We start from the raw sequence: 26,087 nt of genomic DNA, 5'->3' as shown, positions 1-26,087 counted from the left end.
GATGCTTCGTTTCACTCAGCATGACAGGTGCTGGGATCATTCTCTTGGCGTGTCATTCTGAGCGGAGAAAAGAATCCAGCGGAATGCGCTTCGCTAGTATTCATATAAGGTCGGGCCTAGGCCCGACCTCGGGCGGGAGGTCGTCGCAAGCGACGACCCTATAGGGGAGAATCACCCACGCTTCAGCTTCAGCAGGCGTTCGCCCGCAGCGTGGAGTGTCTCGGCGCGCTTGGCGAAGTTCAGGCGGATGTAGCGGTGCTCGGGCGTGGGGAAGAACACCGAGCCGGGCACTCCCGCGACGCCGATCTCCTTCGTCATCCAGCGGGCGAACTCTACGTCGTTGGCGTAGCCGAAGGGAGATATGTCCACCATGACGAAGTAGGCGCCCTGCGGCTGCGTGTAGCTCAGGCCGGTGCGGTCGAGGTAACCGAGCAAAATGGCGCGTCGCTCGGCGTATTCGGCGGCGAGGCCGGCGTAGTAGCTGTCGGGCAGGTTCAGGCCGGCGACGATGGCGTGCTGCAGCGGAGCGGCGGCGCCGACGGTGAGGAAATCGTGGACTTTGCGCCCCTGCGCGACGAAGGCCGGGTCGGCGAACACGTAGCCGAGCCGCCAGCCGGTGATGGCGAAGGTCTTCGAGAGCGAGCTGCACATCACCGTGCGCTCGGCCATGCCGGGCAACGCGGACATGTAGCTGTGCGTATGCGAACCGAAGACGATGTGCTCGTAAACCTCGTCGGTGATGATGAAGACATCGAATTCCTGCGCGAGGGCGGCGATCTGCTCGAGCTCGGCGCGCGTGAAGACCTTGCCGCAGGGGTTCGACGGGTTGCAGAGTATGAAGGCCTTGATGCCACTGGCGAAAACTTTGCGGAGTTCCGCGAGGTCGAAGGTGTAGTCGGGCGGGTTGAGCGTCGCGAAGACCGGCGTCACGCCCGAGAGGATGGCGTCGGCGCTGTAGTTTTCGTAGAACGGGGAGAAGAGGCCGATCTTGTCGCCCACGTCGGCGACGGTCATCACCGCGACCATCATCGCCTCGGTGGCGCCGCAGGTGACGATGAGGTGGCGGTCGGGATCGCATTCGAGTCCGGTGAAGCGCGTAAGCTTGCGCGCCAGCGCCTGCCGCAGCGGCGTCGCGCCCCAGGTGACGGCGTATTGGTGGTTCGGACCGTCCATCTCGGCCTTGGCCGCGTCGAGCACGACCTTGGGCGGATTGAAGTCGGGGAAGCCTTGCGAGAGATTGATGGCCCCGTGCTGGGCGGCCACGCGCGTCATCTCGCGGATGAGCGACTCGGTGAAAACAGAGGTGCGGCGGGACGTGCGCGGCATGGGAAGCAGAGGATGCCGGTTGCCGTTTTGCCCGCAAGCGGGCCGCTTGGCATAAAGACCTTAAGGTGTACGTCTAAACTCCGGTGTGTTCCGAGAAGCTGAGGACTGGAACGGAGCTTTCCAAGAAGCGGTGATTATCGAATGTCCCTACCGTCATCCTGAGCCGTGCGAAGGATCCAGCAGGATAATCGGTACCAGACATTACTTGGATCCTTCTCCCGCAGGCGCGGGATCAGGATGACGATCTTCGCGGGTTCCACCCTGATTCAGGGCATCGTGATTGCTTTCTCGAGGGACTTGGCTTCGGCGGGATCGGCGTCTTTGAGGGCGTTGGAAATGTTCAGCACGTCGTCGGTCAGGGCCTGCTTCTTCTCGCGCTTGTGGTCCTCAATCGCGCGCTCGGCGAGGGACTGGCCGAAGAGGGGCAGGGTGAACTTGTTCAACGCCTGGTCGAGCTGCGTGTATTTTTGCTTCGCGAGCACGTTGCCGAGGTCCTTCGAGGCATAGACGATGTCGGCATTCAGGCGCGGGCGCGGCTTCTGCTTCACCGTCATCTTGGGCAGCACGAGCACGTCGGGATCGGTGGGCGTGTTGGGCTGGTCGAGCTGCTTGGGCGCGGCCGGGGGCGGTGGAGCGTAGGTCGGCAGGCCGGGCAGGAGGCTGGCGCGCTCCGGAACCGCCGGACGGACCGGCACGGCGATCACCGCCGCGGACGTAGATTCGGACGATGGCTGGGCCGCCGCAGGCGTGTCCTCGGCCCGGGAGATCACGGTCAGAGCCAGCAGAATGAGGCCGAGTTTTGCCGTCGTTTCCATACAAAGAAAGGAATGCAGAAAGGTGGAGGTTTCGAGTGAAAAAAATGACTGGGCCGGCTGGGTTGCCACGCCGGACTCCGTGGGCTCGCGGTGACCGGCGGACTGGAGATATTCACCTACTTTTTCGGCAGGCCGCCGGCCGGGCGGGTGGTGTGGGAGTTGTCGAGGTCGCGCTCCAATTTCTTGGTGGCGTTCGGATCGAGTGAGCGCGCGGCATCCGAGACATGCCGCAGGCGGTCGAGTTCCCGCCGCTGGTAGATCGCCTTGCCGCGTTCGGCCTTGGAGGGGCTCAGGATGGGGATCGTAAATTTGTTCAGCAGATAGTTCAGCGGACCGTCCTTGGCGATTTCGTCGAGGTAGAGGTTTTCCATCTTCCGCTTGAAGTCGTCGCGGCTCATGAGCTGATCGGCCGCGTCGGGCGGCAGGCGTTTTTCCTTCACGGTCAGCTTGGGCAGAATGAGCACGTTGGGGTCGCTGGTCTGGGAACCTTCGGTACCGGCGGAGCCGCCCTCGGCCGGGGCGGCCGGCGGTTGGTAGGTGGGCAGGCCTTCGCGGATCTTGGCGCTGATGTCGCGGGAAATGCGCGCCGGCTCCGGCTCGGCGGCGGATAGGGCCGCCGCGAGTCCGATCACGGGAAGAAGCAACCCGGCCGGTTTCATGTGTGCGCTGGGTTGGAACCGCAGGACGCGGTTTGGTTCCGGGGAAAGTCAGGGACCTTGTAGCAGCGTTGGATCCCGCGTCCGCGGGAGACAACGTGGCCGTTCCAAACCACGCTTTCATCCCGCAGCGGGATTCAAGCGCCGTTGCTACATCCGCTTACTTCAGCGATGCGGCCAAGGCCTGCAGGCGGGGCCAGTGGGCTTCGGGGATGCTGGCGCCGAGGTGTTGCACGCACTCCGCGCCGAGGGCGGAGCCGAGGGCGCCGGCGGAGGCGAGGGACTTGCCCCGCAGCCAGGCATAAAGGAAGCCGCCGGCCCAGGCGTCGCCCGCGCCGGTGGTGTCGGCGACGTGGTTGACCTTGACGGGCGCGATGCGGTGCAGCTCGGCGCCCTTGGCCACCCAGGCGCCGTCCTTGCCGATCTTCACGGCGGCGATACCACCGAAGGCCGCGATGTGGCGGGCGTAGTCGTCGTAGCCGGCATCCTTTTGGAACAGCGCCTTGGCCTCGTCCTCGTTGGCGAAGACCACATCCACGCCCTGCTTGAGTTGGGCGAGAATCCAGTCGCGGGCGACGTTGACGACCTCGAAGGAGGAAAGTTCGAGGCTGATGGTACAGCCGGCGGCGCGGGCGGTGGCGGCGACTTTTTCGGCGAGGGCGGGATTGAAGAGCAGGTAGCCCTCAATGTGCGCGTGCATGGCGCCGCGGAAATCGTCCACGCTGATCTGGTCGGGGCTGAGCGTCATGGCGGCGCCGAGGTGGGTGCGCATGGTGCGCTGGCCGTCGGCCGTGACCATGGAGAGGCAGCGTCCGTGGGGCAGGTTGGTGCGTTTGAAGCGCGTGCCGTCGCCGCCGGCGGCGGTGAAGTTCGTGCGGTAGTCCTCGCCGGTCTTGTCCGTGCCGGTCATCCCCACGAAGGTCGTGCGCAGGCCGAGCTTCGTGGCGCCAAGCACCGCGTTGGCGGCCGAGCCGCCGGGCGCCTGGGCTGCGGCGCCGCCGAGGCGACCGAGCAACCGCTCAATGTCACTGTCGTCCACCAGCACCATGCCGCCGATGTCGCCGGGCACGTTCGCGCGGAGGAAAGCATCGTCCACGCGGGCGATGAAATCCATGATGGGGTTGCCGATGCCGAGAAGTTCGAAGGAGGACATGAAAGGAGGTATCTAGAATAAACCGGCAGGCTTAGGGAAACCACTAATTGACACTTATGAACACTAATCAGAGCCCATGCTTGGATGGGTAATTAGTGGCCCATCAGTGTGGATTAGTGGTTAAGCTCGCCTCACATCACCGTCAAATTCGTGGCCAGGATGGGCTCGTCGTCCACCTCGATGAGGATGGAGTAGTCGCCGGGCTGCTCGAAGCGGAGATTACGGAGCTCGTTGATCAGGTTGATGCGGTGCAACGGACTCTGGGACTCGAATTCGCGGTGCAGGAGCTCGACCGGGTTGGTCGGGTCGAGGCCCATGGACATCTTGACGCGGTGCTTGCCGGGTTGAACGTCGGTCAGGGTCAGGAACCAGACCATGTAGGGATGAACGACCGGAAAAGAGCGGGCCTTGATGTTGGAAAACACGCCCAAGATGGTGTGTTTGCCCGAAGCGGGGTCGATATGGACGCCATCGCAGGTGATCCAGGCCAGGAGGGAGGGTTTGGACTGCACGGGGCGACGATTAGGCCGCTAGGAACAAGTTCCAAGTATCAAGTATCAGGAAGGGGCAGGGGGGCGGGTTCGTTCTTGTTACTTGATCCCTCTCACTTGGCACTTTCTCCCAGAGGGGAATTGGGCCTGCGGCCACCTTTTTCTTGTGTCTGGAAACCGGGGCGCATTTACCCAAGGGCGATGAAGTATATTTTCGTCACCGGCGGCGTGGTTTCATCCTTGGGCAAAGGGCTCACGGCGGGTGCGCTCGGCGCCCTGCTCGAGATGCGCGGGCTCACCGTGCGCATCCAGAAGTTCGACCCCTACCTGAACGTGGATCCGGGCACGATGAGCCCGTTCCAGCACGGCGAGGTTTACGTCCTCGACGACGGCGCCGAGACCGACCTCGACCTCGGCCACTACGAGCGCTTCACGTCGGGCAAGCTCAGTCGCGCCAACAGTCTTTCTTCCGGCCAGATCTATGAGGCCGTCATCGCCAAGGAGCGCCGCGGTGACTACCTCGGCAAGACCGTGCAGGTGATCCCGCACGTCACGAACGAGATCAAGGAGCGCATCTACAAGGGCGGTAAGGGCGTGGACGTGCTGATCACCGAGATCGGTGGCACCACCGGCGACATCGAGGGCCTGCCGTTCCTCGAAGCGCTGCGCCAGTTCGCCCTGGAGGTCGGACCGAAGGACTGCATTTTCATCCACGTCACGCTCGTGCCCTACGTGACCGCGGCGGGCGAGCTGAAGACCAAGCCCACGCAGCAGAGCGTGGCCAAGCTCCGCGAGATCGGCATCCAGCCGCACCTGCTGGTCTGCCGTTGCGAGAAGCCGCTCACCCTCGAGATGCGCGAGAAGCTCTCGATGTTCTGCAACGTTCCTGTGAAGGCCGTGTTCGCCGCCGAGGACGTCGAGTCTTCGATCTACGAGCTGCCCGGCATGCTCCAGAAACAGGGCATGGACCAGCACGTGTGCGACTTGCTCGGCATCAAGAACCGCGCGAACCCGAAGAACATCTGGGCCGACATCGTCCACCGCATCAAGTCGCCCAAGCACGAGGTGAAGATCGGCGTGGTGGGCAAATACATCGAGCTGCAGGACGCCTACAAATCCGTCTATGAGTCGCTGGCCCACGCCGGCATCGCCAACCACTGCCGCGTGAACGTCGTGCGCGTGGACGCCGAGGAGCTCGAGACCGCGGCCGGACTGAAGCAACTCAGCAAGCTGGATGGCATTCTGGTCCCCGGTGGCTTCGGCAACCGTGGCATTGAGGGCAAGATCGCCGCTGCCGGCTACGCCCGGAAGAACAAGATTCCTTACTACGGCCTCTGCCTCGGCCTGCAGGTCGCGATGATCGAGTTCGCCCGCAATGTGCTCGGCCTGAAAAAGGCCAACTCGATGGAAATCGACCCGCAGACGACCGAGCCGGTGGTCGTGCTGATGGACGAGCAGCGCAACGTCGTCGCCAAGGGCGGCACCATGCGCCTTGGCGCCTACGAGACCAAGCTCAAGCCCGGCACGCTCGCCCGCAAGGCCTACGGCACCGAGAGCGTCTCCGAACGCCACCGCCACCGTTACGAGGTGAACAACGACTACATCGAGCGCTTCGAGAAGGCGGGCATGATCATCTCCGGCTGGAATCCCAAGCGCGGTCTCGTCGAGATCGGCGAATTGAAGGACCACCCGTGGTTCCTCGGCGTGCAGTGCCACCCCGAGTTCCAGTCCAAGCCCAACCGCGCCCACCCGCTCTTTGCCGCCTTCATCGCCGCCGCGATCAAGCGGAAGAAGAAGGGCTAAAGCAGTTATTTCTGTCATCCCGAGCGAAGCGAAGGACCCAGGACTGCAATCGCATCGTGACACATTCTGGATACTTCGCTTCGCTCAGATCCGAGCCGTAAGGCGACAATCCGCCATGACCCGCTAAGTTAGTTTTATGCTCTTCGACCCCAAGAAACTCCTCCTCATCGCCGGGCCCTGTTCGCTCGAGAATGAGACCGTTTGCCGCAGTGTGGCGGTGGTGCTGGCGAAGCTCGCGAAGAAGCACAAGGAGCTGAACATCGTCTTCAAGGGCTCGTTCGACAAAGCCAACCGCACGTCCCTCGGCGGACGGGGCACGGGTCTGAAGGAAGGCCTGCGGTTGCTCGCGCTCATCAAGAAGGATTACGGCTTTCCCGTGCTGACCGACATCCACGAGCGCCAGCAGTGTGCGCCGGTCGCCAAGGTGTGTGACGTTCTGCAGATCCCGGCGTTTCTGTGCCGCCAGACCGACCTGCTGCTCGCCGCCGCCAAGACCGGCGCGGTCGTCAACGTGAAGAAGGGCCAGTTCCTCTCGCCGCAGGAAATGGCCTTTGTCACCGGCAAGTTGAAACAGGGCAAGGCCGCCGAGATCTGGCAGACGGAGCGCGGCACGACTTTCGGCTACCAGAACCTCGTCGTGGACATGCGCAGCTTCGCGATGATGAAGGCGCACGGTCATCCCACGGTTTTCGACGCCACGCACAGCGTGCAGCTGCCCGGCGCGGGCGGCGGCAAGAGCAGCGGCAAGCGCGAGTTCGTGCCCCCTCTGGCCAAGGCCGCGCTCGGCGCCGGCGCCGACGGGCTCTTCATCGAGACGCATCCCGATCCGGACAACGCGATCTCCGACGGCCCCAACATGGTGCCGCTCGACCAGCTCCCCGCGCTCATCGCCACCTGCGTGGCGGTGTGGAAAGCGGTGCGGAGTTGATTCGCCGAGAACACAAAGGAGCGAAGCTGCAAAGGGATGGCTTTGCTCCTTGGCTGCTTCTTGTTTTCAATCTGCTCGGAGTTCGTTGCTCAGGATGCTCAACGCGTAGAGCGCGGCGGTGTCGCTGCGCAGCACCAACGGGCCGAGGGTCACGGGCAGGAAGCCGGCGGTGATCGCGGCGGTCATCTCGGCGGGCGAGAAATCTCCTTCGGGGCCGACCAGCCAGAGGGCGTGGCGCGGCGGGTGACCGTGCTGGGCGGTGAAGCGGGCGAGCGTCTGCTTCAGGGTCGTCGTGCCCGCGTGCAGGCTGGCGACCAGGCGCAAGTCGTAGCTGCCGCTGGTGGCGAGAAACGCGTCGAATTTCTGAACGGGCACGATTTCCGGCAACCACGGGTTGCCGCACTGCTTCGCGGCCTCGATGGCGGTCGTGCGCCATTTCTCGACTTTTTTGTCCGCACGGTCGCCATCGAAGTGGACCTGGGTGCGCTCGCTGAGGAGCGGCACGATGCGCGCGGCACCGACCTCCGTGGCCTGGCGGACGATGTCGTCCATCGTCGCACCCTTCGGCAGCGCCTGCGCAAGGCTGATCGCGAACGCGCGTGTCGCGGCCGGCCGGATTGACTTCACTCGCAGCACGGCGCCGTGCTTGGCGGGATCGGCGCACTCGGTCAGCCATTCGCGGCCGCGACCATCGAAGGCCACGACCAGATCACCCCGGCTGCAGCGGTTCACCACAACCAGGTGATGGCTCTCCTCCGGCGACAACCGGATCTCCGCCGCGCCGGCGGGCACATCGGGGGAGTAGGCGCGAAAGTCGGGCATGCGCGACGATTACGTCGCGAAGTAACAAGTGCCAAGTAACAAGTTCCAAGGAAAGCAGGCGGAGCTGACCTGATTCGCTCGGTCCTGATCCTTGCTACTTGCTACTTGGTCCTTCGTTATCCGATCGCCGGAAAACGAACAGGTGATTCAGGCCGAGTTGGAAGCTGGAATGGTGCTCCAATTCGAGACCGGCGGCGGTGAAGATCGGGCCGGTGTCCGCGGGTTTGAAGCCGTGGTGCTCCTCCAGGCTCATGCCGTCGGCCAGGCCGAGGCGCACGAGGGTGTGCACGATATCGTCCACGCGCGGCGAGGGCACGGTCATGATGAGGCGTCCGCCGGGCGAGAGCAGACGCCGGGCCTCGCGCGCCAGCGGGGCCTTGTCGCGGATGTGTTCCAGCGTCGCCAGCAGGGTGATCGCGTTGAAGCGGCCGGCGGGAAAGTCGAGCGGCTCGGCAAACGGCACGGCCTTGAGCACGAACGAGTCCGTTTCCCGCGGCTGAGCGAGCGGATCGAGGCCGACACTTTCGCGGATGGAGCCGCCGAGTCTTTCGAGGAACTCGCCCTGGTGGCAGCCGATGTCGAGCACGCGGGCTCCGGGCCGCAGCCAGGCGCGGACCTTGTGTTCACGCCAGGATTGTAGCCACCGATCAATGAGTTTCATGCGCTTTGAAGAGCACAGTTGGAGACACGGTGCATTCTGACAAGATTGTGTTACCCGGGCACGTGAATCGGCGCCAATAACATATCGGACCGAGACGGCCTGCCAGCCGTAGCCACTCAGCAGGCGCATCGGAAATGAATCGCCCTCCTTCGCCAAGGGCTACGGACGGCAGCCTTCGCGCTCGCTTCGCTCGGCGAAGGCTGGTGCCCGGGGTGGGGGTCGAACCCACAAGACTTTAGAGGTCGGTGGATTTTGAGTCCACTGCGTCTGCCAATTCCGCCACCCGGGCGACAGAAGGTGCGAAGCAAACCGAGCTTCCCCGCCATGTAAATCCGTTTTTCGTCAGCCGCCGGACTTGACCGGTGTCACGGGCGGGGGCGTTCCGAGGCCGAATTCGGAGAAATCGTTGTGCACCCCGGTGTAGGGCCGGTCCTGTTTGTAGATCTGGAGGATGCGGCCGTGCTCGTAGTCGGTACTGGGAAAGATTCGCGGTTCCTCCCCGGGGAGAAAAAGGGCGGTGTAGGCCTGCTGGCGGTCAACAAGGCGGCGGATGACGAGCATAGCCGGATATATAGCCGGGGCTGCCATTTCTGCCAGCGACAACGCGGAGCCGATGCCTGAGCAAGAGGCAGGGCCGACGGTGCTGCCGACGGCGATGTAGCCCATTGTTTACTCGACAAAGGCGTCGGACGAATGCTCCTGAGGACTGCCCAGGCTTTCTTGGTTTGATCATCCCCACCTCGCTCAACGCCCCGCCGGTGAAAAATTTCCGCCCTTTCCTGCTGTTCGCGACCAGTCTGGTGATCGCGGCCGCGACCGAGATTCCGGTGCCGACCACGGGGCCCATCACGCGCATCGGTGAAGTCCGGGCGCTGTCGCGCGAGGAGGCCGCCAAGGGTCACCCGGTCCATGTGCACGGGGTGGTGACGTGGCGTGGCTTCCGCGACCAGATGACGGTGCAGGATGCGACCGGAGGCAGTTGGATCCTGGTGGGTGATGCGCGCCAGCGCCGGCTGTGGGTGGCGGACGAGGCCTTGCTCAAATCGATCCGGGTCGGCCACGTGTTGGAAATTGAGGGCCTCACCGATCCCGGGGCCTATGCGCCGGGCATCCTGCCGCGGAAGATGCAGATCCTCGGCGAGCAGGCCCTGCCGCCGGCCCGTCCGATTGATCCCGCCCGCTTTTTCAGCGGAGCCGAGGCCGGACTGCGGGTGGAGGCGCGGGGCGTGGTGCAAGGTTATCAGCAGGCCGAAAACGGGTGGACGCTCCACCTCGACGGCAATCCCGGCCGCTTTACCGTCGAATTCCCGGCGGCGGCGCTGCCAGATCCGGAATCGCTGGTTGACGCAGAGGTGCGGGTGACCGGCGTGGCCGTGACCCGTGTTAACACCCGGGGCGAGATCACCATGCCGCGCATCTACAGCAGCCAGGCCACGGAACTTGTCGTCGAGCGGGCGGCCACGGAACCATTCACCGCTCCGCTCATGCCGCTCGACCGGTTGCTGCCGTTCCGGGTCGAGCCCACCGGTCCGCACCGGCTGCGCGTGATCGGCACCGTGACCTACGCCCTGCCGGGAAGATTTCTCTATCTGCAGGAGGGCAAAGGCGCGGTTCGCGTGGAAACCCACTCACCGGAGGAATTTCGGATTGGCGACCGGGTGGAGGCCGCGGGCTTCGTGGACATGGCGCGTGCGATCGGCACGTTGACGGGCGCCCGGTTGCGCAAGCTTAGTGGCGGCACCGCGCCGGCCGCGGTGGCGATCACCCCGGAGGCCATCATCGACCTGAACAACGCCGCGCTCGATGCGGGGCATATGTCGGAGCCCCACGATTTTGACGGCCATCTCGTGCGCTTTCGCGCCAACCTGACGGCCATGCAGGCGGCCGCGGATGCGCGGCAGCCGTGGCGCCGGCTGCTGTTGCAACGCGGGGGCGCAATTTTCAGCGCGATTCTGCTGGCCGGTCCCGCACAGGAACTGGATGTCCTGCTGCCGGGCAGCGAACTGGAGGTGACCGGGATTGTGCAGCTCGAATATTCGGCGGTGGACGAGCCCCGGGTGTCGCTGCGGCCGAACCGGCTCGACGTGATCCTCCGCAGCGCCGCCGACGTGCGGGTGCTGCAGGCACCGTCCTGGTGGACAGCGCAGCGGCTGCTCGCCGCCATGGCGGCGGTGGCCGTGGCCTTTGGCGCCGCGCTGGTCTGGGCGGCGCAATTGCGCCGGCAGGTGCGCCGCAAGACCGAGCAACTGGCCGTGGAGATGCAGGCGCGCCGGAATGCGGCGATCGAGTTCCATGCCACGTTGCGCGAGCGCAACCGGTTGGCGGCGAACCTGCACGACACGCTGTTGCAGACGCTCGGCGGCATCGGTTTTCAGATCGGGGCCGGCGAGGCCGAGGCGGCCCTGCCGGACCGGGCAGGCAAGCCGATCACCCATCTGGCCGTGGCACGCCGGATCCTCGAGCACGCCGTGCAGGAGCTGCGCAGCTCGGTGTGGGCGCTGCGCAGTCCGCCGATGCAGGGGAAAAGTTTTCCGGAGGCATTGCAGTCCGTGGTGGAGCGCGAGGGCGCCGGCCACGCAGCGCGTATCGAGGTGCGCACCGAGGGGGATTTCACCCATCTTTCCGACTTTGTCGCGGGCAACCTGGTGTTCGCCGCGCAGGAGGCGCTGCGCAACGCCCTCAAGCACGCCGCGCCACGCGTAATCACCCTGGAGGCGAAGACGACGGAACGTCCCGATTGGATCACGGTTGTGATCAGCGATGACGGCACGGGCTTCACCCCCGGGCAAGAGGTGGGGGCGAATCAGGGGCATTTCGGGCTGGTGGGCATGCGCGAGCGCATCGAGCGGCTCGAGGGCACGCTGCGCGTGGACAGCGCTCCCGGCCGCGGCACCACCATCCGGCTCGAGGTGCCCGTTCGTTCCTACGATGAGACCGTTGCCTGAGGCCCTGACTACCCGAACGGGTCATTGCCGACCACACTGATCATCCGCACACTGGACTTACGCCTCCCCCCATGTCCCGCTCCATCGCGCCCACACCCATCCGCCTGATCCTGGTGGACGACCATGTCGTGTTACGGGCGGGGCTCGCCAACGTGCTGAGCTTTGAGCCCGGCATGCAGGTGGTCGCGCAAGGTGACAGTGGCGAGGCGGCGGTCGAGCTGTGGCGCAAGCACCGGCCGGATGTGATGCTGCTGGATCTGTGCATGCCCGGCATCGACGGCGTCGAGACCCTGCAGCGCCTGCGGCAGGAATTTCCCACGGCGCGGGTGCTGATCCTGACCTCCTCCGAGGCGCCCGAGGAAGTGCGGCACGCCCTTGCCGCGGGCGCGTGCGGCTTTGTGACCAAGACGATCCATCCGGCGGAGCTCATGGCCGCGATCCGGCAGGTGCATGCGGGCGGGAACGTGATCGGCCAGGCGGTCGCCGCCCATCTGGCGATGGAGCAGCAAGGGGGCAGCATTTCGAGGCGCGAACTGGAGACGCTCGGCTTCGTGCGGCAGGGCTTCACCAACGCCGAGATCGGCCGGCTGATGGGAGTGTCGGAGAACACCGCCAAGGCCCACGTGCGCGCGTTGCTCACCAAGCTGCAGGCGGCGGATCGAGCCGAGGCGGTGGCGCGCGGCTTCGAGCGCGGGCTGCTCAAGGCCTGAGCGCCGGGTTTCGCGGGCGGTTATCCGTTCGGGTAATAGCGCGGGCTGGGGAAAGGTATAGGATGCGGCGGTTCTTAGACCCGTCTGCCCCGTTCGTCCCCTAACCCCATGAACCACCTCATACCCACGATTGCGCCGGCGCCCCAAGGGCCCGGCTTCCGCCTCGCGGCGGTCCTGCTCGCCGCGACGGCTGTTTCCCTGACCGCCCAAACCGATCCCGCCTCGGGCGCGGAGGCGACCACCCGGAAGGACCCCGAGGTGCTCGAGCTCTCCCCCTTCACCGTGACGAGCAGCAATGACGTCGGATTCGTCGCCGCCAGCTCGCTGGCCGGCGGCCGTATCGCCACCGCCCTCAAGGATACGCCGGTCGCGTATTCCGTGATCACGTCTGAGTTTCTCGAGGCCTTCAACCTGACCGATGTCGCGCAAGCGGCGACCTGGACCGTCAACAGCCAGAGCGACGTGGCTGACGGCACGGGCAGCGCGTTCGGCACGACCACCACGGGCACGCTGAAGCTGCGTGGCTCCGGCGTGAACACGCCGACGCGCAACTTTTTCCCTTACGTCATCACGCCGGACAGCTACAATCTTGACCGCGTGGACTTCGCCCGCGGGCCCAACGCCGTGCTTTTCGGCGCCGGCGGCATCGGCGGCACGCTCAACTCAGTCACCAAGCAGGCGCTCACCGGCAAGGAACTGCAGAGCCTCCGCCTGCAGTTCGGCAGCTGGAACAAGGTCCGCGTCACCGGCGACGTGAATCATCCGTTCCACGGGGACAAGGGCGCCGTGCGTTTCAACTTCCTAAAGGAGCAGGCCGAAACCTGGCGCGAGAACGAATGGAGTGAGAAGTGGGGCGTGGCCCTCGCGGCCAAGTATAACCTCACCGACCGGCTCAGCATCCGCCTCGAGGGCGAGATCGGCAAGCGCCGCGAGGCGAAGGCCCTGACCGCCATGCGCGACCGTTTGTCGAGCTGGGACGGAGTGACAGTCTTCGACGGCCAGCTGGCCGTCGCGCTCACGCAGGCGCAGCGCGCCGCCGCGGGCGTCAGCGGGCCCACCGCGATGCGCTGGGTCACCAATGCCGGTTTTCCGGGCGGAACCCTGCTGAACTTCGGCAATCTCTACACGACGGACGCCCTCGGCCAGAACGGCACGCTCGCCAACACGGGCCGGATCAACGGCGTGCCGATTCGGACCCCGGGCTTCAGCCTGCAAAACACCGCCGTGGTGGACGACTACACGGGCATCCCGGCCGACCGCTGGGCCGCCGCGTTGCGCGGCTCGCCTTTCTTCACCGTGCCGACCCGCGAGCAGACCCCGCTCTGGAGCAGCGATGTCCCGACTTATGAGGAGGAAGGCAAGGATCTCGCCGCCTACATCAACTACCAGCTCGGCGACAACCTCTTCATCGAGATCGCGGGCGACATGAACGAGGGCAACAAGATCGGCAACACGGCGGTGCGCCGCGGTCTCGAGGAACTCTATATCGACATCCAGAAGACGCTGCCTAACGGCCAGCCGAATCCGAACTTCCTGCACCCTTACACCGAGTTCATGGAATACCGGAACATCCGCGACGACGACGTGAAGAACTTCCGCGTCCAGGCCGTTTACAGCCGTGACTTCAGCAAGGGCTGGTTCACCGGCAAGATGAACTTCAGCCTCATGGGCGGCATCAACATCGAGCGCAACCAGGCCCGCGCCCGCACGCTCCTGCTGCCCCTGGCCTCGGCCCGCGTCGGTGCCGGCACGGCCGCGCAGAACTTCACCGGCCTCGACGCCCGCGCCTGGGTGGACAACGACGAATACAGCCAGTTCGGCGTCTATACCCGCCTCTACCTCGACCAGGAGAACAAGGATTACCGGCCCGCCGACGAGACCCCGTTCTCCATCGTGAACCCGGTGACCGGCGTGACCGAGAGCATCACACCGAAGTGGATGTATGACACCCGCCGCGTGGACAACAACCGCGACGGCCTGCGCAAATACAAGTTCTTCCAGACCGCGGGCAACTTCGACCTGTTCAAGAACAAGCTCGTGCTCATCGGCGCGTTCCGCCGCGACTTCGCCCAGCTGCAGGACCGCCGTGTCATCCAGCCCGGTGACGAGGTCGCCGGCTGGGATGGCAACAGCATCACCTTCCGCCCGCCCGCGCCCGACGACTACTTCAACCTGATGTATCAGCCGAAAAACGCGGCCGGAGTCGTCACAGGTCCGGCGATCATCGCGGCGACCCGCCCGCGCACCCGCGTCAACTCGGTCAACCTGGCCCAGCCGCAGTATGCGAACGACCGCTTTCAGGATGACTTCGACTCGCCGGTGCTCTCTCCGATCGTGAACACCTTCACGATGGGCGGCGTGGTGAACATCCGGCCCTGGCTCGGGGTTTACGCCAATCGCAGCCGGACCTTCAGCCTGACTCCGCCGCAGACCCAGGTGGACGGCACGCTGAGCCCGCCGACCGCCTCGGAAGGCGACGATTTCGGCATCCGCTTCACCCTCCCGAACGGCCGTCTCGCCGTCAGCATCGGCGGCTTTACCTCCTTCCAGGCGCGCGAGTCGTTCAACATGCCTTTCAACTTCAAGGATTCCTACAACCAGATCGCGGCCGCGCCTGTGATCGGTGACCTGAGTCCCGGTGGTCGCAACAACCGCGATGTCGCTCCGTTTCCCGACAACGTTTACTCGACCCGCACCCGCAACATGGACGGCCTTGAGCTCGACGTGACCGCGAACCTCACGCCCAACTGGCGCCTCATGCTCAACGTCGGCAAGTCCGAAGGCCAGTATACCAACCAGTCGCCCGACATCATCGCGTATTTCGCATCGCAGGACGCCACGAGCCGCGCCATCCTTGCGGACGCTGGCGTGATCATCGACGCGCAGAACAACGCCTCGATCAACCCGATCTACAACGATCCGCTCCTGATCAACGTCGGTCGCGTCACCACCGCCGTCAACGGCTGGAACACCCTGCAGGACGTGGTCATCCCCAATACCGTCAGCGTGCCCCAGTCCATCACCGGCCTGAGCAAGTGGGTGGGCAACATCGCAAGCGACTACCGCTTTCGCGGCGGTTTCCTCAAGGGGTTGCGCGTCGGCCTGGGCGTGAATTACCGCGGGCCCATGGTCCTTGGCTTCCGCGGCAGCGACACGATCGTCGATCCCAACAACCCGCTGGTCGCCATTGACGACCCGACGGTGGACGCGACGACCCCCGTCATGTCGCCCCGGCAGTGGCGCACGGTCGGCAGCCTGTCCTACACGTTCAGGCTCCAGAGCAACCGCACCCTGCAGCTGGACCTGAACATCGACAACCTGCTCGACGACAACGATGTCATCTACAGCACGGCGTTCGGCGGCCAGTCTGCCACCTATCTCCGTCCGCGGACCGACATCTCCTCGCCGGCGCGTATCACCGTGCCCGGTCTCTATTCCTACGTGCTGCCGCGAAACTTCACCCTCTCCGCGCGGTTGAACTTCTGATCGGAAACTGAACCAATCAGGTGTGCCCCGAAGCGTTGGGGGCGGCCGCGCCATCGGCCCGCTCCCAACGCTTCCTCCGTCCTTATCTCTCCTCTCCCATGCATCGTTTGCTGCGTACGGTTCTTCTCGGTCTGGCCTCCCTCGCGGGTTTGGTCGCCCACGCCACCCCGCTCATCAACGCCGCCGGGCGCCAGGCGCTTGCGCTGAACGGCCGCTGGCACGTCATCGTGGATCCCTACGATAACGGCTACGTCAACTACCGGCTGCAGCGCTTCGACGCGTCGGCCAAGCCCAACGGCGGCTACTTCCTCGACCGGAAGCCGGCCACGCCCGCCGAGCTGATCGAATACGATTTCGACACCAGCGCCTCGCTCAACGTGCCGGGCGACTGGAATTCGCAGGACGACAAGCTGCTCTACTACGAGAGCACCGTCTGGTATCGACGGCTCTTCGATTTCACGCCGCGTAGCGCCGACGCCCGGCAGTTCATCCACTTCGGCGGGGCCAACTACGAGGCCGACGTCTATCTCAACGGCGCAAAGCTCGGCCGGCACGTCGGCGGATTCACGCCGTTCGAATTTGAGGTGACCGGCAAGCTGCGGTCCGCGGGCAACTCGCTCGTCGTGCGCGTCAACAACGCCCGCCGCCCCGAGGCGGTGCCCACGGTCAACACCGACTGGTGGAACTACGGCGGCCTCACGCGCGACGTGATGCTACTGGAGACCCCGGCGACCTGCATCCGCGATTTCGTCCTGCGGCTCCAGCCCGGCGCCGGCCGGCGCGTGCGGGGCTTCGTGCAGCTGGACGGTTCCGCCCAGCCGGTGAAGGTGGAGATTCCCGAGCTGAAGATCAGCGTCGAGGCCGCGGCGGATGCCAGGGGCCGGGCGAACTTCGAGTTCGAGCTCAAGGGCGCGCAGCTTTGGTCGCCCGAGCAACCCCGACTTTACGCGGTCACGCTTTCGTCAGGCGCCGACCGGCTGACCGAGAAGGTTGGCTTTCGCACCATCGAAACGCGCGGGTCGGACATCCTGCTGAACGGCAAACCGATCTTCCTGCGCGGCATCAGCCTTCACGAGGAGAACCCGCTCCGGGGCGGACGCGCCACGACGCCGGCCGATGCCCGGCAGCTGCTCGGCTGGGCGCAGGAACTGGGCTGCAACTACGTGCGTCTGGCGCATTATCCGCACAACGAGCACATGGCCCGCGTCGCTGACGAGATGGGCATCCTCCTCTGGGCCGAGGTGCCGGTTTATTGGACGATCCATTGGGACAACCCAGAGACCTACGCTAACGCCGAGAACCAGCTCACCGAGCTGGTTACCCGCGACCGCAACCGCGCCAGCATCATCATCTGGTCCATGGCCAACGAGACCCCGATCTCGCCTGCGCGCACGGTGTTTCTCAAGAAGCTCGTCGCCCACACTCGCGCCCTCGATCCGACGCGCCTGATTTCCGCGGCGATGGAGCGGCACTCGCCGCCGGATGATCCGCGCACCAGCATCGTCGAGGACGAGCTCGCCGAGGTCACCGACCTCGTCAGCTTCAACCAATACATCGGCTGGTATGTCGGCATGCCCGACGACTGCGCACAGGCGAAGTGGATCATCAATTACAACAAGCCGGTCATCATCAGCGAATTTGGCGCCGACGCCCTGCAGGGGTTCCACGGCGACCGGCGCGCCCGGTTCACCGAGGAGTTCCAGGCCGATCTTTACCGGCAGACGCTGGCGATGCTGGAGAAGATCCCGCAGCTGCGCGGGATGACGCCGTGGATTCTCTGTGATTTTCGCTCCCCGCGGCGTCATCTCCCGAACATCCAGGACGGCTGGAACCGCAAGGGCCTCATCGGCGAGAACGGCACGCGCAAGCTGGCGTTTGCGGTGTTGCAGGAATACTATGCGCGCAAGGCTGCGGAATACGCCCGGCCCTGAGTGAAAACGGCGTATGCCTAATCTGATGCACCATCCACCCTTTGCCGGGGTTGACATTGGCGGTCCCTGGCGGGCGGGCGAAACCCGTCGCACGCCGGCCGACGTGGAGATCGTGGCCGGCGGGGTAGACATCTGGGGCACCCGGGGTGAGTTTCATTTCGCCTGTCTCCGGGTCGCTGGCGACTTCGAGCTGAGCGCCCGGCTGGTTTCCCTCGGCATGGCCGACCTTTATACCAAGGCGGGCCTGATGATGCGCACTTCCCTGGCTCCCGGGGCCGAGCACGCGTTCCTGCTCGCCTTTGGGGACAATCAGCCGCGGAACAACAACAACGGCGGGATCGAGTTCCAGTATCGACTCAAAGCGGACAGTCCCTGTCACGGAATTTATCCGCCGCAGCCTCTGCCTCTGGAGCCGGAGTTTGCTGCCACGTATCCCGATCTCTGGCTCAAGCTGGTCCGCGAAGCCGACACGATCAGCGGATTTTACCGCAATACCCGGGCCGGAGAGAAGCTGTTCAGCTGGCACATCCAACAGTTTCCCCATGACGTTTACCTAGGCTTGGCCGTCACGGCGCATCATGCCGACCAAGCGGTGCGCGCGGTATTCAGCCAAGTCCAGCTTCGGGCCAACCTCATCGCTACGGGAGCAGACCACCCTCTATGAAATCAACCCGCCTCCTTCTTCTCGGCTTATTCACCGCGGGCCTGATTGGCGCCCAGGAAATCAGCCCGGTCTTCTACGGCCAGAACCATTGGCTGGCCGATGGGGACGAAAACCGCACCGGTTACCTGCACCTTCTCTGGCCTAAGGTGAAGGAGAGCGGGGTGCAGTTGATCCGCATCGGGGGCAACGCCTACAACGTCCATCCACCTTCGCGCGTCCGTTGGACGGCCATGGTCGATTCGGTCCAGGCCATCGGGGCCGAGCCGTTGCTACAGGTTCCCGCCAGCTTCACGGCGGCCCAGGCGGCGGACTTGGTGGCCCATTTCAACGGCCCGGGTCGCCGACCCATCCGCTACTGGTCCATCGGCAACGAACCGATGCTGCACGACGCGACCCCGCTGGCGGAAGTGCAGGCCTACCTGTTGCGCATCGCGACCGCGCTGCGCGTCGCGGATCCCTCCATCAAGATCCTGATTTCGGACGAGGCCTGGTTGCGCCTGCCGGCCTACGAGGCGCTTTGCGGCGGCAGCCTGGACCTGACCGGGAAGGATGCCGCGGGCCGCTGGCTGATCGACGGTTTCAGCTTTCACAGCTATCCCAACGGGGAGAAATTCAGCCGCCACGATGTGGTCGTGACCGGCGGCCAGAAGATCCGCCATGACGCCAAGCAACTCGTCGCCCTGATAGAGCAGGCGAATCTTAAGCACGGTCGAACCGGCGAGGCCCGGTTGAGCTGGGCCCTGACCGAGGTCAACGTCACCTACGCCAATCCCGACCGTGACGTGGAAGGCTTCGGCAACCCGTCTTTTCTCGGCGGTCAGTTTCTGGCCGAGGTGTTCGGCATCGGTCTGGAATACGGTGCTCTGACCGTGGCGCCGTGGTGCCTCAACGAAACGGACGCCGTGAAAACGGATTTCGGTTTCCTCGGCCTTCCGCCGGATTTTCCCCCGCGTTCGAGCTACTACCACACCCAGATGATGTCCCGCTACCTGAAGGGGCGGTTCATGAAAACGGTATCGCCCGATGCAATGGTGAAGCTCATCGGTGCGCGGACGGATGACCGGATCGCCGTTCTGGTCATGAACCAAGATCAGGCCGCAGACCGCACGCTCACGCTAAACCTGCGGCTCGGCGAAGGCCCGTGGCAGGCCGATGCGAATTTGCCCGCGGCGGTGACCGTGAAAATTCCCGCCCAGTGCACAAGGCTCTACTTGCTCGATGGCTCGGGTCGAGTGCTCCGGACCATCACCTACGGGCTCGCCCAGAACCTGCGCAACTTGCCTCCGCAAGAAGAGCTGTTCCCGTGAAACCGCACCACGACGCCTGTCCGGTTGAACTGAACAATCTGTAACGCCTTCACTCGCGTCATCGGTTCTTCCCAGGAGCAATCAACCTGCACCGCCCTTTGTCCCACCCCGACCATGAGCACTCCTCTTACCCGACGTCATTTTCTCGCCACTTCCGTCGCCTTGCCCGTGGGGCTGGCTGGGGCCCTCAGCCTCGGGGCCGCCGCGCCCACGATCCGCACGGGTGGGCCTCGCCTGAAGCTCAGCCTCAACGCCTTTTCGTTTCTCGAGCTGCTGAATGCCAACGCCAAGGACGCCAGCCAGGGCGTCGATCTGTTCAAGGTCTGTGATTTCTGCGCGGAGCACGGCTTCGACGGTGTGGACGTCACCGGTTACTTCTTCCCCGGTTATCCCGGCGTGCCGACCGACGACTACATCTACCGGCTGAAGCGCCATGCCTTCAATCTGGGTCTCGGCCTCAGCGGCACGGGCGTGCGCAACGATTTCACGACCGCGGATGCGGCGGTGCGCGCCGCGGGCGTGCAGCGGGTCAAAAATTGGATCGAGGTTGCGGCCAAGCTCGGCGCCCCCTGCGTGCGCGCCTTTGCCGATTCGCAGCCGCCTTTCCGAAACTGGCAGCAGGCCTCCGGCAACGCGACGCGCGAGACCGTGGAAGGCTGGGTGGCGGAGGCTTTGCAGGAATGCGCCGAGCACGGCGAGAAGTTCGGGGTGATTGTCGCCGTGCAGAACCATGGCGACTTCATCAGCACCGGGCCGGAGCACCTCAGCCTGCATCGGCGGGTCAACCACGCGTGGTGCGCCCCGCTGGTTGACACTGGCAAGTACCTGACGGCTGATCCTTATGCCGACATTGCCCTGGTGGCCCCGCTCGCGGTGAACTGGCAGGTTAAGGAGACGCTGCAGAGCACGATGACCTCGCCCCGGATCGATCTGCCGAGGCTGCTGAATGTCATCCGCCAGTCGGGCTACCGCGGATACCTGCCGATCGAGACCCTGCGCATGGGCCGGATGGACTATGATTCGTTCAAGGAGATACCGCGGATGCTGGCCGAATTGCGCGCGGCGATCGAGGCCACGGCCTGAGTTGGACGCAACCGTCGCGGATCAACACGTCGGTGGACCTGATGCCGACGCTTACTTGGCGGCCGCGGCTTCGCGGTATTCGCCGAGGGCGCGGTAGCGATCGTAGCGCTGGTCGAGGAGCTTGTCGGTGTCGAGGTCCACGAGTTCCTTGAGGTGCTTTTGCAGCAGCGTCTTCAAGGCCGCCGCGGCCTGGGCGGGGTCGTAGTGGGCGCCGCCGAGCGGCTCGGGGATGACGTCGTCCACCACGCCGAGTTCCTTGAGCGAGCCGGCATTCAGCTTGAGGGCTTCGGCGGCCTTGGGGGCGTTGGCGCGGTCCTTCCAAAGGATGGCGGCGCAGCCTTCGGGCGAGATCACGGAGTAGTAGGCGTTCTCGAAGATGAGCACGCGGTCGGTCACGCCGATGCCGAGCGCACCGCCGGAGCCGCCTTCGCCGACGATGACGGCGACGGACGGCACCTTGAGCATGGCCATCTCGCGCAGGTTGACAGCGATGGCCTCGGAAACGTGGCGGGCCTCGGATTCGACGCCGGGGTAGGCGCCGGGGGTGTCAATGAAGGTGAGGACGGGCAGGTTGAACTTCTCGGCGAGCTTCATCAGGCGGAGGGCCTTGCGGTAGCCCTCGGGCTGGGGCATGCCGAAGTTGCGGACGATGTTCTCCTTGGTGTCGCGGCCCTTTTGCTGGGCGACGATCATCACGGCGCGGCCCTCGAAGAAGGCGGTGCCGCCGATCAGGGCGCGGTCGTCGTTGAACTGGCGGTCGCCATGAAGTTCCTGGAAGTCGGTGCAAAGGGCCGAGACGTAGTCGAGGGCGTAGGGGCGCTTGGGGTGACGCGCGACCTGCACGCGCTGCCACGGAGTCAGGTTGGTGTAGATCTCCTTCCGGGTCTTATCGATCTTGTCCTCGATCGCGCCGAGCTCGGCGGACATGTCGATGTTGTTCTCCAGCGACTGCTGGTGGAGGGTTTCGAGCTGCTTTTCGAGTTCGCGGAGAGGCTTCTCAAACTCGAGCAAGTAGGCGGGTCTTTCCATGGGACGGCGAGGGTAGGGGGCGGGGTCGGAGGCTGTCAACGGGTGGGTAGGTCAGGCAAATCGCTCAAATCCATGGGCCGCAAAAATCACAAGAAGCACAAAAGGAGAAAGATAGGTTGAGACTTTGCTTACAGTCCACCCTTCATCGCGTCGGGATTCTTGATCTGGTCCTTCCAGCTCTGAATCTTGGCCTGCGCGCCGAAGTGCTCGGCCTTGGGCTTGTCGCCCTTCTCCATCCAGATGCGGGAGAGGGTGGTGTTGATGAAGAGGTCGCCGGGCTGGAGCTTGTGTGCGGCTTCGGCCGCGACGAGCGCTTCGTCAAAGCGGCGCAGGTTGAAATTCACCTCGGCCAGGGCGTGCCACGCGGGAAAGGAACCGGGCGCGGCCGTGGTCGCGCGGGCGAGTTTGGCGAGCGCGGCGTCGTTGTCGCCCATCGTGTAGTCGAAGGTGGCGTCTTCGATCAGGTGTTGGATTTCGTCTTCGGTCACAGGACAGCAACGTAGCACAGGCGGCGGGCAAAAAGAAAGGACGGCCTTGCGACCGTCCTGGGGGGATTGAGGAGAAAGGGCGGTTGGGGGCAACCGCCCCTACCGTTAGGCCTTGGGGGCGCCGCCGACGATGGCGAGGGTCAGCTTGATCTCGGGGTTCACCTTGTCCTCCATCTGGCCGGGCATGATGCCGTAGTCGCTGCGGTTGATGGTGAATTCCCCGCGGACGACGAGCAGGTCGCCCTTGTTTTCGGGCTTGGTGCGCTTACCGAGTGCGTCGGCCAGGTAGGTCAGCTTGACGGGCACGGAGATGTCCTTGGTCACGCCCTTGATCGAGAGCTTGCCGACAGCGGTGGCGGTCGTGTCGTTGCCCGTGGTCTTCACGTTCTCCAGCTTGCCGAGCTCGAAGGAGATCTCGGGGTTCACCGCGGCATTCAGCCAACGGTCACCGCGGAGGTGATCGGTCATCATGGCGTTGGAGACCGTGAGCGAATTGGTGGCTACGACGATCTTGCCGGTGGTGGCGGCCGGGTTGGCCGGATCGAAGGTCACCGTGCCGGTCACACCGCTGGCGGTGCCGGAGATGGGCTCGAGCACGGAGTCGAGATGGAACTGGATCGCGTTGACGCCCTTCGGGTCCTTGAAGTCGAAGGTCTGGGGCGCGGCGGCGAGGATTCCGGCGGCGGCGATGCTGAGCAGGGTGGCGATGATGGTTTTTTTCATGAGGATGTGGTTTGGGTGGATTTGCGTTTGAACAAAAGCGATACGACGAAGAGCCCGGCGGCCAAGCCGGACCCACTGCCGAGAAACTCGATGCCGGGCACGAAGCGTTTTTCGTAGGTCACGAACTCAATACCGGTGATCTCGTCGGTCTGCTTCACGGGCACCTGGTTCATGCTCCAGCCAGTATGGGCGCCTTTGGCGGCCCAGAAACCGACGACCCCGAGCAGCAGGACTGTGGCGGCCACCCGCAGGCCCAGACGCATGGGTGCCGGCTTGGAAGCGTTCGTTGAATGGCTCATGGCGTGTCACCAAAGCCACAATCCTTCAATGTGCAAACAGTTTTATAAAACGCTGATGAGTAGATTAAAGGATAAGCATCGCGTCGCCGTAGCTGAAGAAGCGATACTCGCGGGCAATGGCCTCGGCGTAGATTTCCTTGAGCCAATTTATACCGTCCATGGAGCCCGGGGTGAGGAATGACGACACGAGACAAAGCAGCGTGGAACGCGGCTGATGGAAGTTGGTGATGAGCGCATCCACGCCGCGGAAGGAGCGCGGCGGATAGATAAAGATGGAAGCTTCCGCCATCCAGGCATCCGTGGAGGGTGCGTTGGTTCTCGAAAGGTAGTCCTCAATACTGCGCACCGAGGTCGTGCCGACGGCGATGCGCCGGCCTTTGGTTTCGAACAGCGCGCGCTGCGTCACGACGGGCATCTCATAGACCTCACGGTGGATGGCGTGGTCCTCAATGCGTTCGGCCGTGATCGGACGAAAAGTGCCGAGGCCGACGTGGAGCGTGAGGTCGGCGCAGCTCACGCCCAGCGCGGACACTTTGGCGAGCAGCTCCGGCGTAAAGTGCAGACCCGCCGTCGGTGCGGCCGCGGCGACTTGGTGGCCTCGATCGGCGTAAACCGTCTGGTAGCGCTCGCGGTCGAGCCGATGTGCCTCGGCGCTCTCGTGTCCGGTAATATAGGGCGGCAGGGGCATCTCGCCGATGCGGTTGGCCACGGCGAGAATGTCTCCGTCTGTCGTGGTGAAGGAGACGCGCGCGAGACCGTCCTCGGTTTTTTCGAGCACCGTGCCGGTGAATTGGTGCTCCAGCCCGAAGCTCGCACCGACCGGCAGTTTTTTGCCGGGGCGAATGAGGCACCACCACTCTTGCGAGACCTGAGACTTCGCCGTTGCGGACTGCTGGCCGCCCGGTGTCTGTCCGCGGTTCTCGCTCTGCGAAACCGAGGCAGAGAAACCTGAAACCTGAACGGGGGCCACCGCCGGACGTAACAGCAGGCACTCGACGGCGCCGCCGGTGGGGCGCACGGCATGCAGGCGGGCGGGGATGACGGCGGCGTTGTTGCGGAAGAGGGTGTCGCCCGCGCGCAGGTATTCCGGCAGGTCGCGGAATTGGCGGTGGGCCAGCGAGCGGTTTTTCCGGTCCACCACGAGCAGGCGCGACTCGTCGCGACGCTGCGCCGGTTGCTGGGCAATCAGGCGTTCGGGCAGGGAGTAATCGAAGAGGTCGGCGTTCACGCGGCGGCTACACTGAGCAGGAGAAGGCGGCCGGGACGCCAGCGGATTCTTGCCCGCACCGGAGCCGGGTGGTCCCAGCCTGCTCAGCTGCGCCGGCGGCGCAGCCTGCGCAGGCCCAGGAGACCGAGACCACCGGTCAGCAGCGCGTAGGTGCTCGGCTCGGGCACGGCGGCCACGGCCAGCAGATTGACGTTATTGGTCAGGTAGGTGACCGAGAAGATGTAGTCCGTGCCCGAGAAATTGCTGATGAAGGTGCTGCCCGAGCTAGGCAGTCCGGCGAAGGTGCCCGTGATGCCGCTGCCGCCTGAGGCGATGGAGATGATGCCGTAGGTGTTGCCGATGCTGGGCGCGGAGAGCAGCTGAAGGCTCAGCGCCAGCAGGCCGCTGCCGAGGTTGACGGCACTCGTGGGATTTTGGAACACCAGGGCGTCGGCCGTAGCCCCGCTCAGTTCTATTTCAAGCGTCGAGGCGGTGGTCACGTTGAAATCGCTGTTGGTGAAGGTGAGCGTGCCGATCGAGTTACCGGGCGCCAGCGTGCCACCGTCGAGAGTGAGATCACCACTAACTGTGCCCGCGCCCTTAAATATGCCTCCGGCTTCGTTGGAGAGGCCGGACCCGGCGTTAAGGGTGCCGGACTGAACCTGAATGGTGCCGAAGTTGAGGGAACTGCCGGCGTTCAGGGCGATGATGGCGTTGTTCACGAGCACCAAGCCCGAGGCGGTGTTGGTAAACGTCTGCCCGGCCGCGCCCAGGGTCAGCAGCGTGTAACCCGCGGTGTTGAGGGCGGTGATGGAGCCCTCGTTGGTGAAGGTGGGGGCGTAGATCTGGCCGTGGGAGTTGTTGGCGCTGTGGGTCAGCGAACCCTGGTTGGTGAAGGAGGCGCCGGCGCCGGAGGAGACGAGCGAAAGGTCGCCCGAGCCGGTGGAGGCGGCGTTGAAGGTGACGGCGGCCCCGGCGTTGAGGGTGAGGTCGGAGTTGAGTCCGAAGGTGGCGGTGGTGGTGTCGAAGAGGATGGTGCCACCCAGATTGGCGGAGGCGCTGGCGGCGAGGGAGACGGAGCCGTTGAAGGTGGCGTTGTTGACGGTGCCGCCGGAGGAGGTGAAACCGAGGGCGTTGATGGTGCCGCCGGTGATGGTGCCGCCGTAGAGCTCGAAGGTGCCGCCGGTGACGGCGTTCAAGGTGGCGGCGGTGTTGTCGAGGGTGCCGCCGGAGTAGATCAGGGCGCGGCCGCCGGAGGAGAGCTGGACGGTGCCGAGATCGGCGGTGGTGAAGGTGCCGGCGAAACGCAGGTGGCCGTTGTTGGTGGCGACCAGGGTGCCGTTGTTGTCCACGCCCTGGAGGTCGACGTAGGTGTTGGTGCCGTTGGCCGTGATGGTGCCGCCCACCGCGTTGGTGAAGGTCTGGGTGTTCTGGCCCAGGGTCAGCGTGTAACCCGCGGTGTTGAGGGCGGTGATGGAGCCCTCGTTGGTGAAGGTGGGGGCGTAGATCTGGCCGTGGGAGTTGTTGGCGCTGTGGGTCAGCGAACCCTGGTTGGTGAAG

Annotated in this window: 23 protein-coding genes and 1 tRNA gene; 9 read left to right on the top strand and 15 right to left on the bottom strand. The window is 64.8% G+C overall.

Annotation, left to right across the window (positions count from 1 at the left end):
- Positions 1–171 precede the first annotated feature (171 nt).
- The 5 genes from ESB00_RS13800 to ESB00_RS13780 form a co-directional block, all read right to left on the bottom strand.
- Positions 172–1,326, bottom strand: a complete 1,155-nt coding sequence (locus ESB00_RS13800) for a pyridoxal phosphate-dependent aminotransferase (protein ID WP_129048383.1) — start codon at positions 1,324–1,326, stop codon at positions 172–174.
- 266 nt (positions 1,327–1,592) lie between these two features.
- Positions 1,593–2,141 (bottom strand): hypothetical protein, encoded by a 549-nt coding sequence (locus ESB00_RS13795; RefSeq protein ID WP_129048382.1) that lies wholly within the window; start codon positions 2,139–2,141, stop codon positions 1,593–1,595.
- A 116-nt stretch (positions 2,142–2,257) separates the two neighbouring features.
- Complete coding sequence (locus ESB00_RS13790; RefSeq protein WP_129048381.1) at positions 2,258–2,800, bottom strand: hypothetical protein; 543 nt, start codon at positions 2,798–2,800, stop codon at positions 2,258–2,260.
- Positions 2,801–2,957: 157 nt separating this feature from the next.
- Positions 2,958–3,950: an adenosine kinase gene (locus ESB00_RS13785; RefSeq protein WP_129048380.1), complete on the bottom strand. Its 993-nt coding sequence runs from the start codon at positions 3,948–3,950 to the stop codon at positions 2,958–2,960.
- 131 nt (positions 3,951–4,081) lie between these two features.
- A complete protein-coding gene (locus tag ESB00_RS13780; protein WP_129048379.1) occupies positions 4,082–4,462 on the bottom strand; it encodes a DUF6941 family protein in 381 nt (126 codons plus the stop codon).
- 180 nt (positions 4,463–4,642) lie between these two features.
- Between ESB00_RS13780 and ESB00_RS13775 the strand changes: the two genes are divergently transcribed.
- Positions 4,643–6,244 (top strand): CTP synthase, encoded by a 1,602-nt coding sequence (locus ESB00_RS13775; protein WP_129048378.1) that lies wholly within the window; start codon positions 4,643–4,645, stop codon positions 6,242–6,244.
- Positions 6,245–6,380: 136 nt separating this feature from the next.
- Positions 6,381–7,172, top strand: coding sequence for a 3-deoxy-8-phosphooctulonate synthase (gene kdsA, locus ESB00_RS13770; RefSeq protein WP_129048377.1), 792 nt, complete (start codon positions 6,381–6,383; stop codon positions 7,170–7,172).
- Positions 7,173–7,238: 66 nt separating this feature from the next.
- Here kdsA and ESB00_RS13765 read toward each other — a convergent pair whose 3' ends face one another.
- From ESB00_RS13765 to ESB00_RS13750, 4 genes are all read right to left on the bottom strand, one after another.
- Entirely contained in the window at positions 7,239–7,994 is a 756-nt protein-coding gene (locus ESB00_RS13765) for an RsmE family RNA methyltransferase (protein WP_129048376.1), read from the bottom strand.
- A 94-nt stretch (positions 7,995–8,088) separates the two neighbouring features.
- A complete protein-coding gene (locus ESB00_RS13760) occupies positions 8,089–8,655 on the bottom strand; it encodes a class I SAM-dependent methyltransferase (protein WP_164976220.1) in 567 nt (188 codons plus the stop codon).
- Positions 8,656–8,856: 201 nt separating this feature from the next.
- A tRNA-Leu gene (locus tag ESB00_RS13755) sits at positions 8,857–8,944 on the bottom strand.
- A gap of 53 nt (positions 8,945–8,997) precedes the next feature.
- Entirely contained in the window at positions 8,998–9,216 is a 219-nt protein-coding gene (locus ESB00_RS13750; RefSeq protein WP_129048374.1) for a hypothetical protein, read from the bottom strand.
- Positions 9,217–9,380: 164 nt separating this feature from the next.
- Between ESB00_RS13750 and ESB00_RS13745 the strand changes: the two genes are divergently transcribed.
- The 7 genes from ESB00_RS13745 to ESB00_RS13715 all read left to right on the top strand — a co-directional run bounded on the left by ESB00_RS13745 (position 9,381) and on the right by ESB00_RS13715 (position 20,781).
- Positions 9,381–11,600 (top strand): sensor histidine kinase, encoded by a 2,220-nt coding sequence (locus ESB00_RS13745; RefSeq protein ID WP_129048373.1) that lies wholly within the window; start codon positions 9,381–9,383, stop codon positions 11,598–11,600.
- Positions 11,601–11,671: 71 nt separating this feature from the next.
- The gene (locus ESB00_RS13740; RefSeq protein WP_129048372.1) at positions 11,672–12,310 is read left to right on the top strand and encodes a response regulator; all 639 of its coding nucleotides are present in this window, start codon (positions 11,672–11,674) and stop codon (positions 12,308–12,310) included.
- Positions 12,311–12,418: 108 nt separating this feature from the next.
- Positions 12,419–15,796 (top strand): TonB-dependent receptor plug domain-containing protein, encoded by a 3,378-nt coding sequence (locus tag ESB00_RS13735; protein ID WP_129048371.1) that lies wholly within the window; start codon positions 12,419–12,421, stop codon positions 15,794–15,796.
- 98 nt (positions 15,797–15,894) lie between these two features.
- Positions 15,895–17,727, top strand: coding sequence for a glycoside hydrolase family 2 protein (locus ESB00_RS13730; protein ID WP_129048370.1), 1,833 nt, complete (start codon positions 15,895–15,897; stop codon positions 17,725–17,727).
- Positions 17,728–17,752: 25 nt separating this feature from the next.
- Positions 17,753–18,391 carry a DUF1349 domain-containing protein gene (locus tag ESB00_RS13725; protein WP_129048369.1) on the top strand — a complete coding sequence of 213 codons (639 nt, stop codon included), beginning with the start codon at positions 17,753–17,755 and terminating at the stop codon, positions 18,389–18,391.
- A complete protein-coding gene (locus tag ESB00_RS13720; RefSeq protein WP_129048368.1) occupies positions 18,388–19,698 on the top strand; it encodes a glycoside hydrolase 5 family protein in 1,311 nt (436 codons plus the stop codon). The genes ESB00_RS13725 and ESB00_RS13720 overlap by 4 nt, the downstream gene beginning before the upstream one ends.
- Positions 19,699–19,812: 114 nt before the next feature.
- Positions 19,813–20,781 (top strand): sugar phosphate isomerase/epimerase family protein, encoded by a 969-nt coding sequence (locus ESB00_RS13715; protein WP_129048367.1) that lies wholly within the window; start codon positions 19,813–19,815, stop codon positions 20,779–20,781.
- Positions 20,782–20,832: 51 nt separating this feature from the next.
- Here the strand turns inward: ESB00_RS13715 and ESB00_RS13710 are convergent, their stop codons facing one another.
- The 6 genes from ESB00_RS13710 to ESB00_RS13685 form a co-directional block, all read right to left on the bottom strand.
- On the bottom strand, positions 20,833–21,810 hold the full coding sequence (locus tag ESB00_RS13710) for an acetyl-CoA carboxylase carboxyltransferase subunit alpha (RefSeq protein WP_129048366.1): 978 nt from the start codon (positions 21,808–21,810) through the stop codon (positions 20,833–20,835).
- A gap of 128 nt (positions 21,811–21,938) precedes the next feature.
- Complete coding sequence (locus ESB00_RS13705) at positions 21,939–22,298, bottom strand: tetratricopeptide repeat protein (RefSeq protein WP_129048365.1); 360 nt, start codon at positions 22,296–22,298, stop codon at positions 21,939–21,941.
- A gap of 105 nt (positions 22,299–22,403) precedes the next feature.
- Positions 22,404–23,021, bottom strand: coding sequence for a YceI family protein (locus ESB00_RS13700; RefSeq protein WP_129048364.1), 618 nt, complete (start codon positions 23,019–23,021; stop codon positions 22,404–22,406).
- Entirely contained in the window at positions 23,018–23,320 is a 303-nt protein-coding gene (locus ESB00_RS13695) for a hypothetical protein (protein WP_129048363.1), read from the bottom strand. Before ESB00_RS13695 ends, ESB00_RS13700 begins: the two co-directional genes overlap by 4 nt.
- A gap of 64 nt (positions 23,321–23,384) precedes the next feature.
- Positions 23,385–24,548 carry a tRNA preQ1(34) S-adenosylmethionine ribosyltransferase-isomerase QueA gene (gene queA, locus ESB00_RS13690; RefSeq protein WP_129048362.1) on the bottom strand — a complete coding sequence of 388 codons (1,164 nt, stop codon included), beginning with the start codon at positions 24,546–24,548 and terminating at the stop codon, positions 23,385–23,387.
- 83 nt (positions 24,549–24,631) lie between these two features.
- On the bottom strand, positions 24,632–26,087 hold a 1,456-nt coding region (locus ESB00_RS13685), incomplete at its 5' end, for a beta strand repeat-containing protein (protein WP_129048361.1).

Source organism: Oleiharenicola lentus, assembly GCF_004118375.1.
GTDB lineage: Bacteria > Verrucomicrobiota > Verrucomicrobiia > Opitutales > Opitutaceae > Lacunisphaera > Lacunisphaera lenta.
Note: the sequence above shows the minus strand (reverse complement) of the source record. Positions and strands in the feature narration are given on the sequence as shown.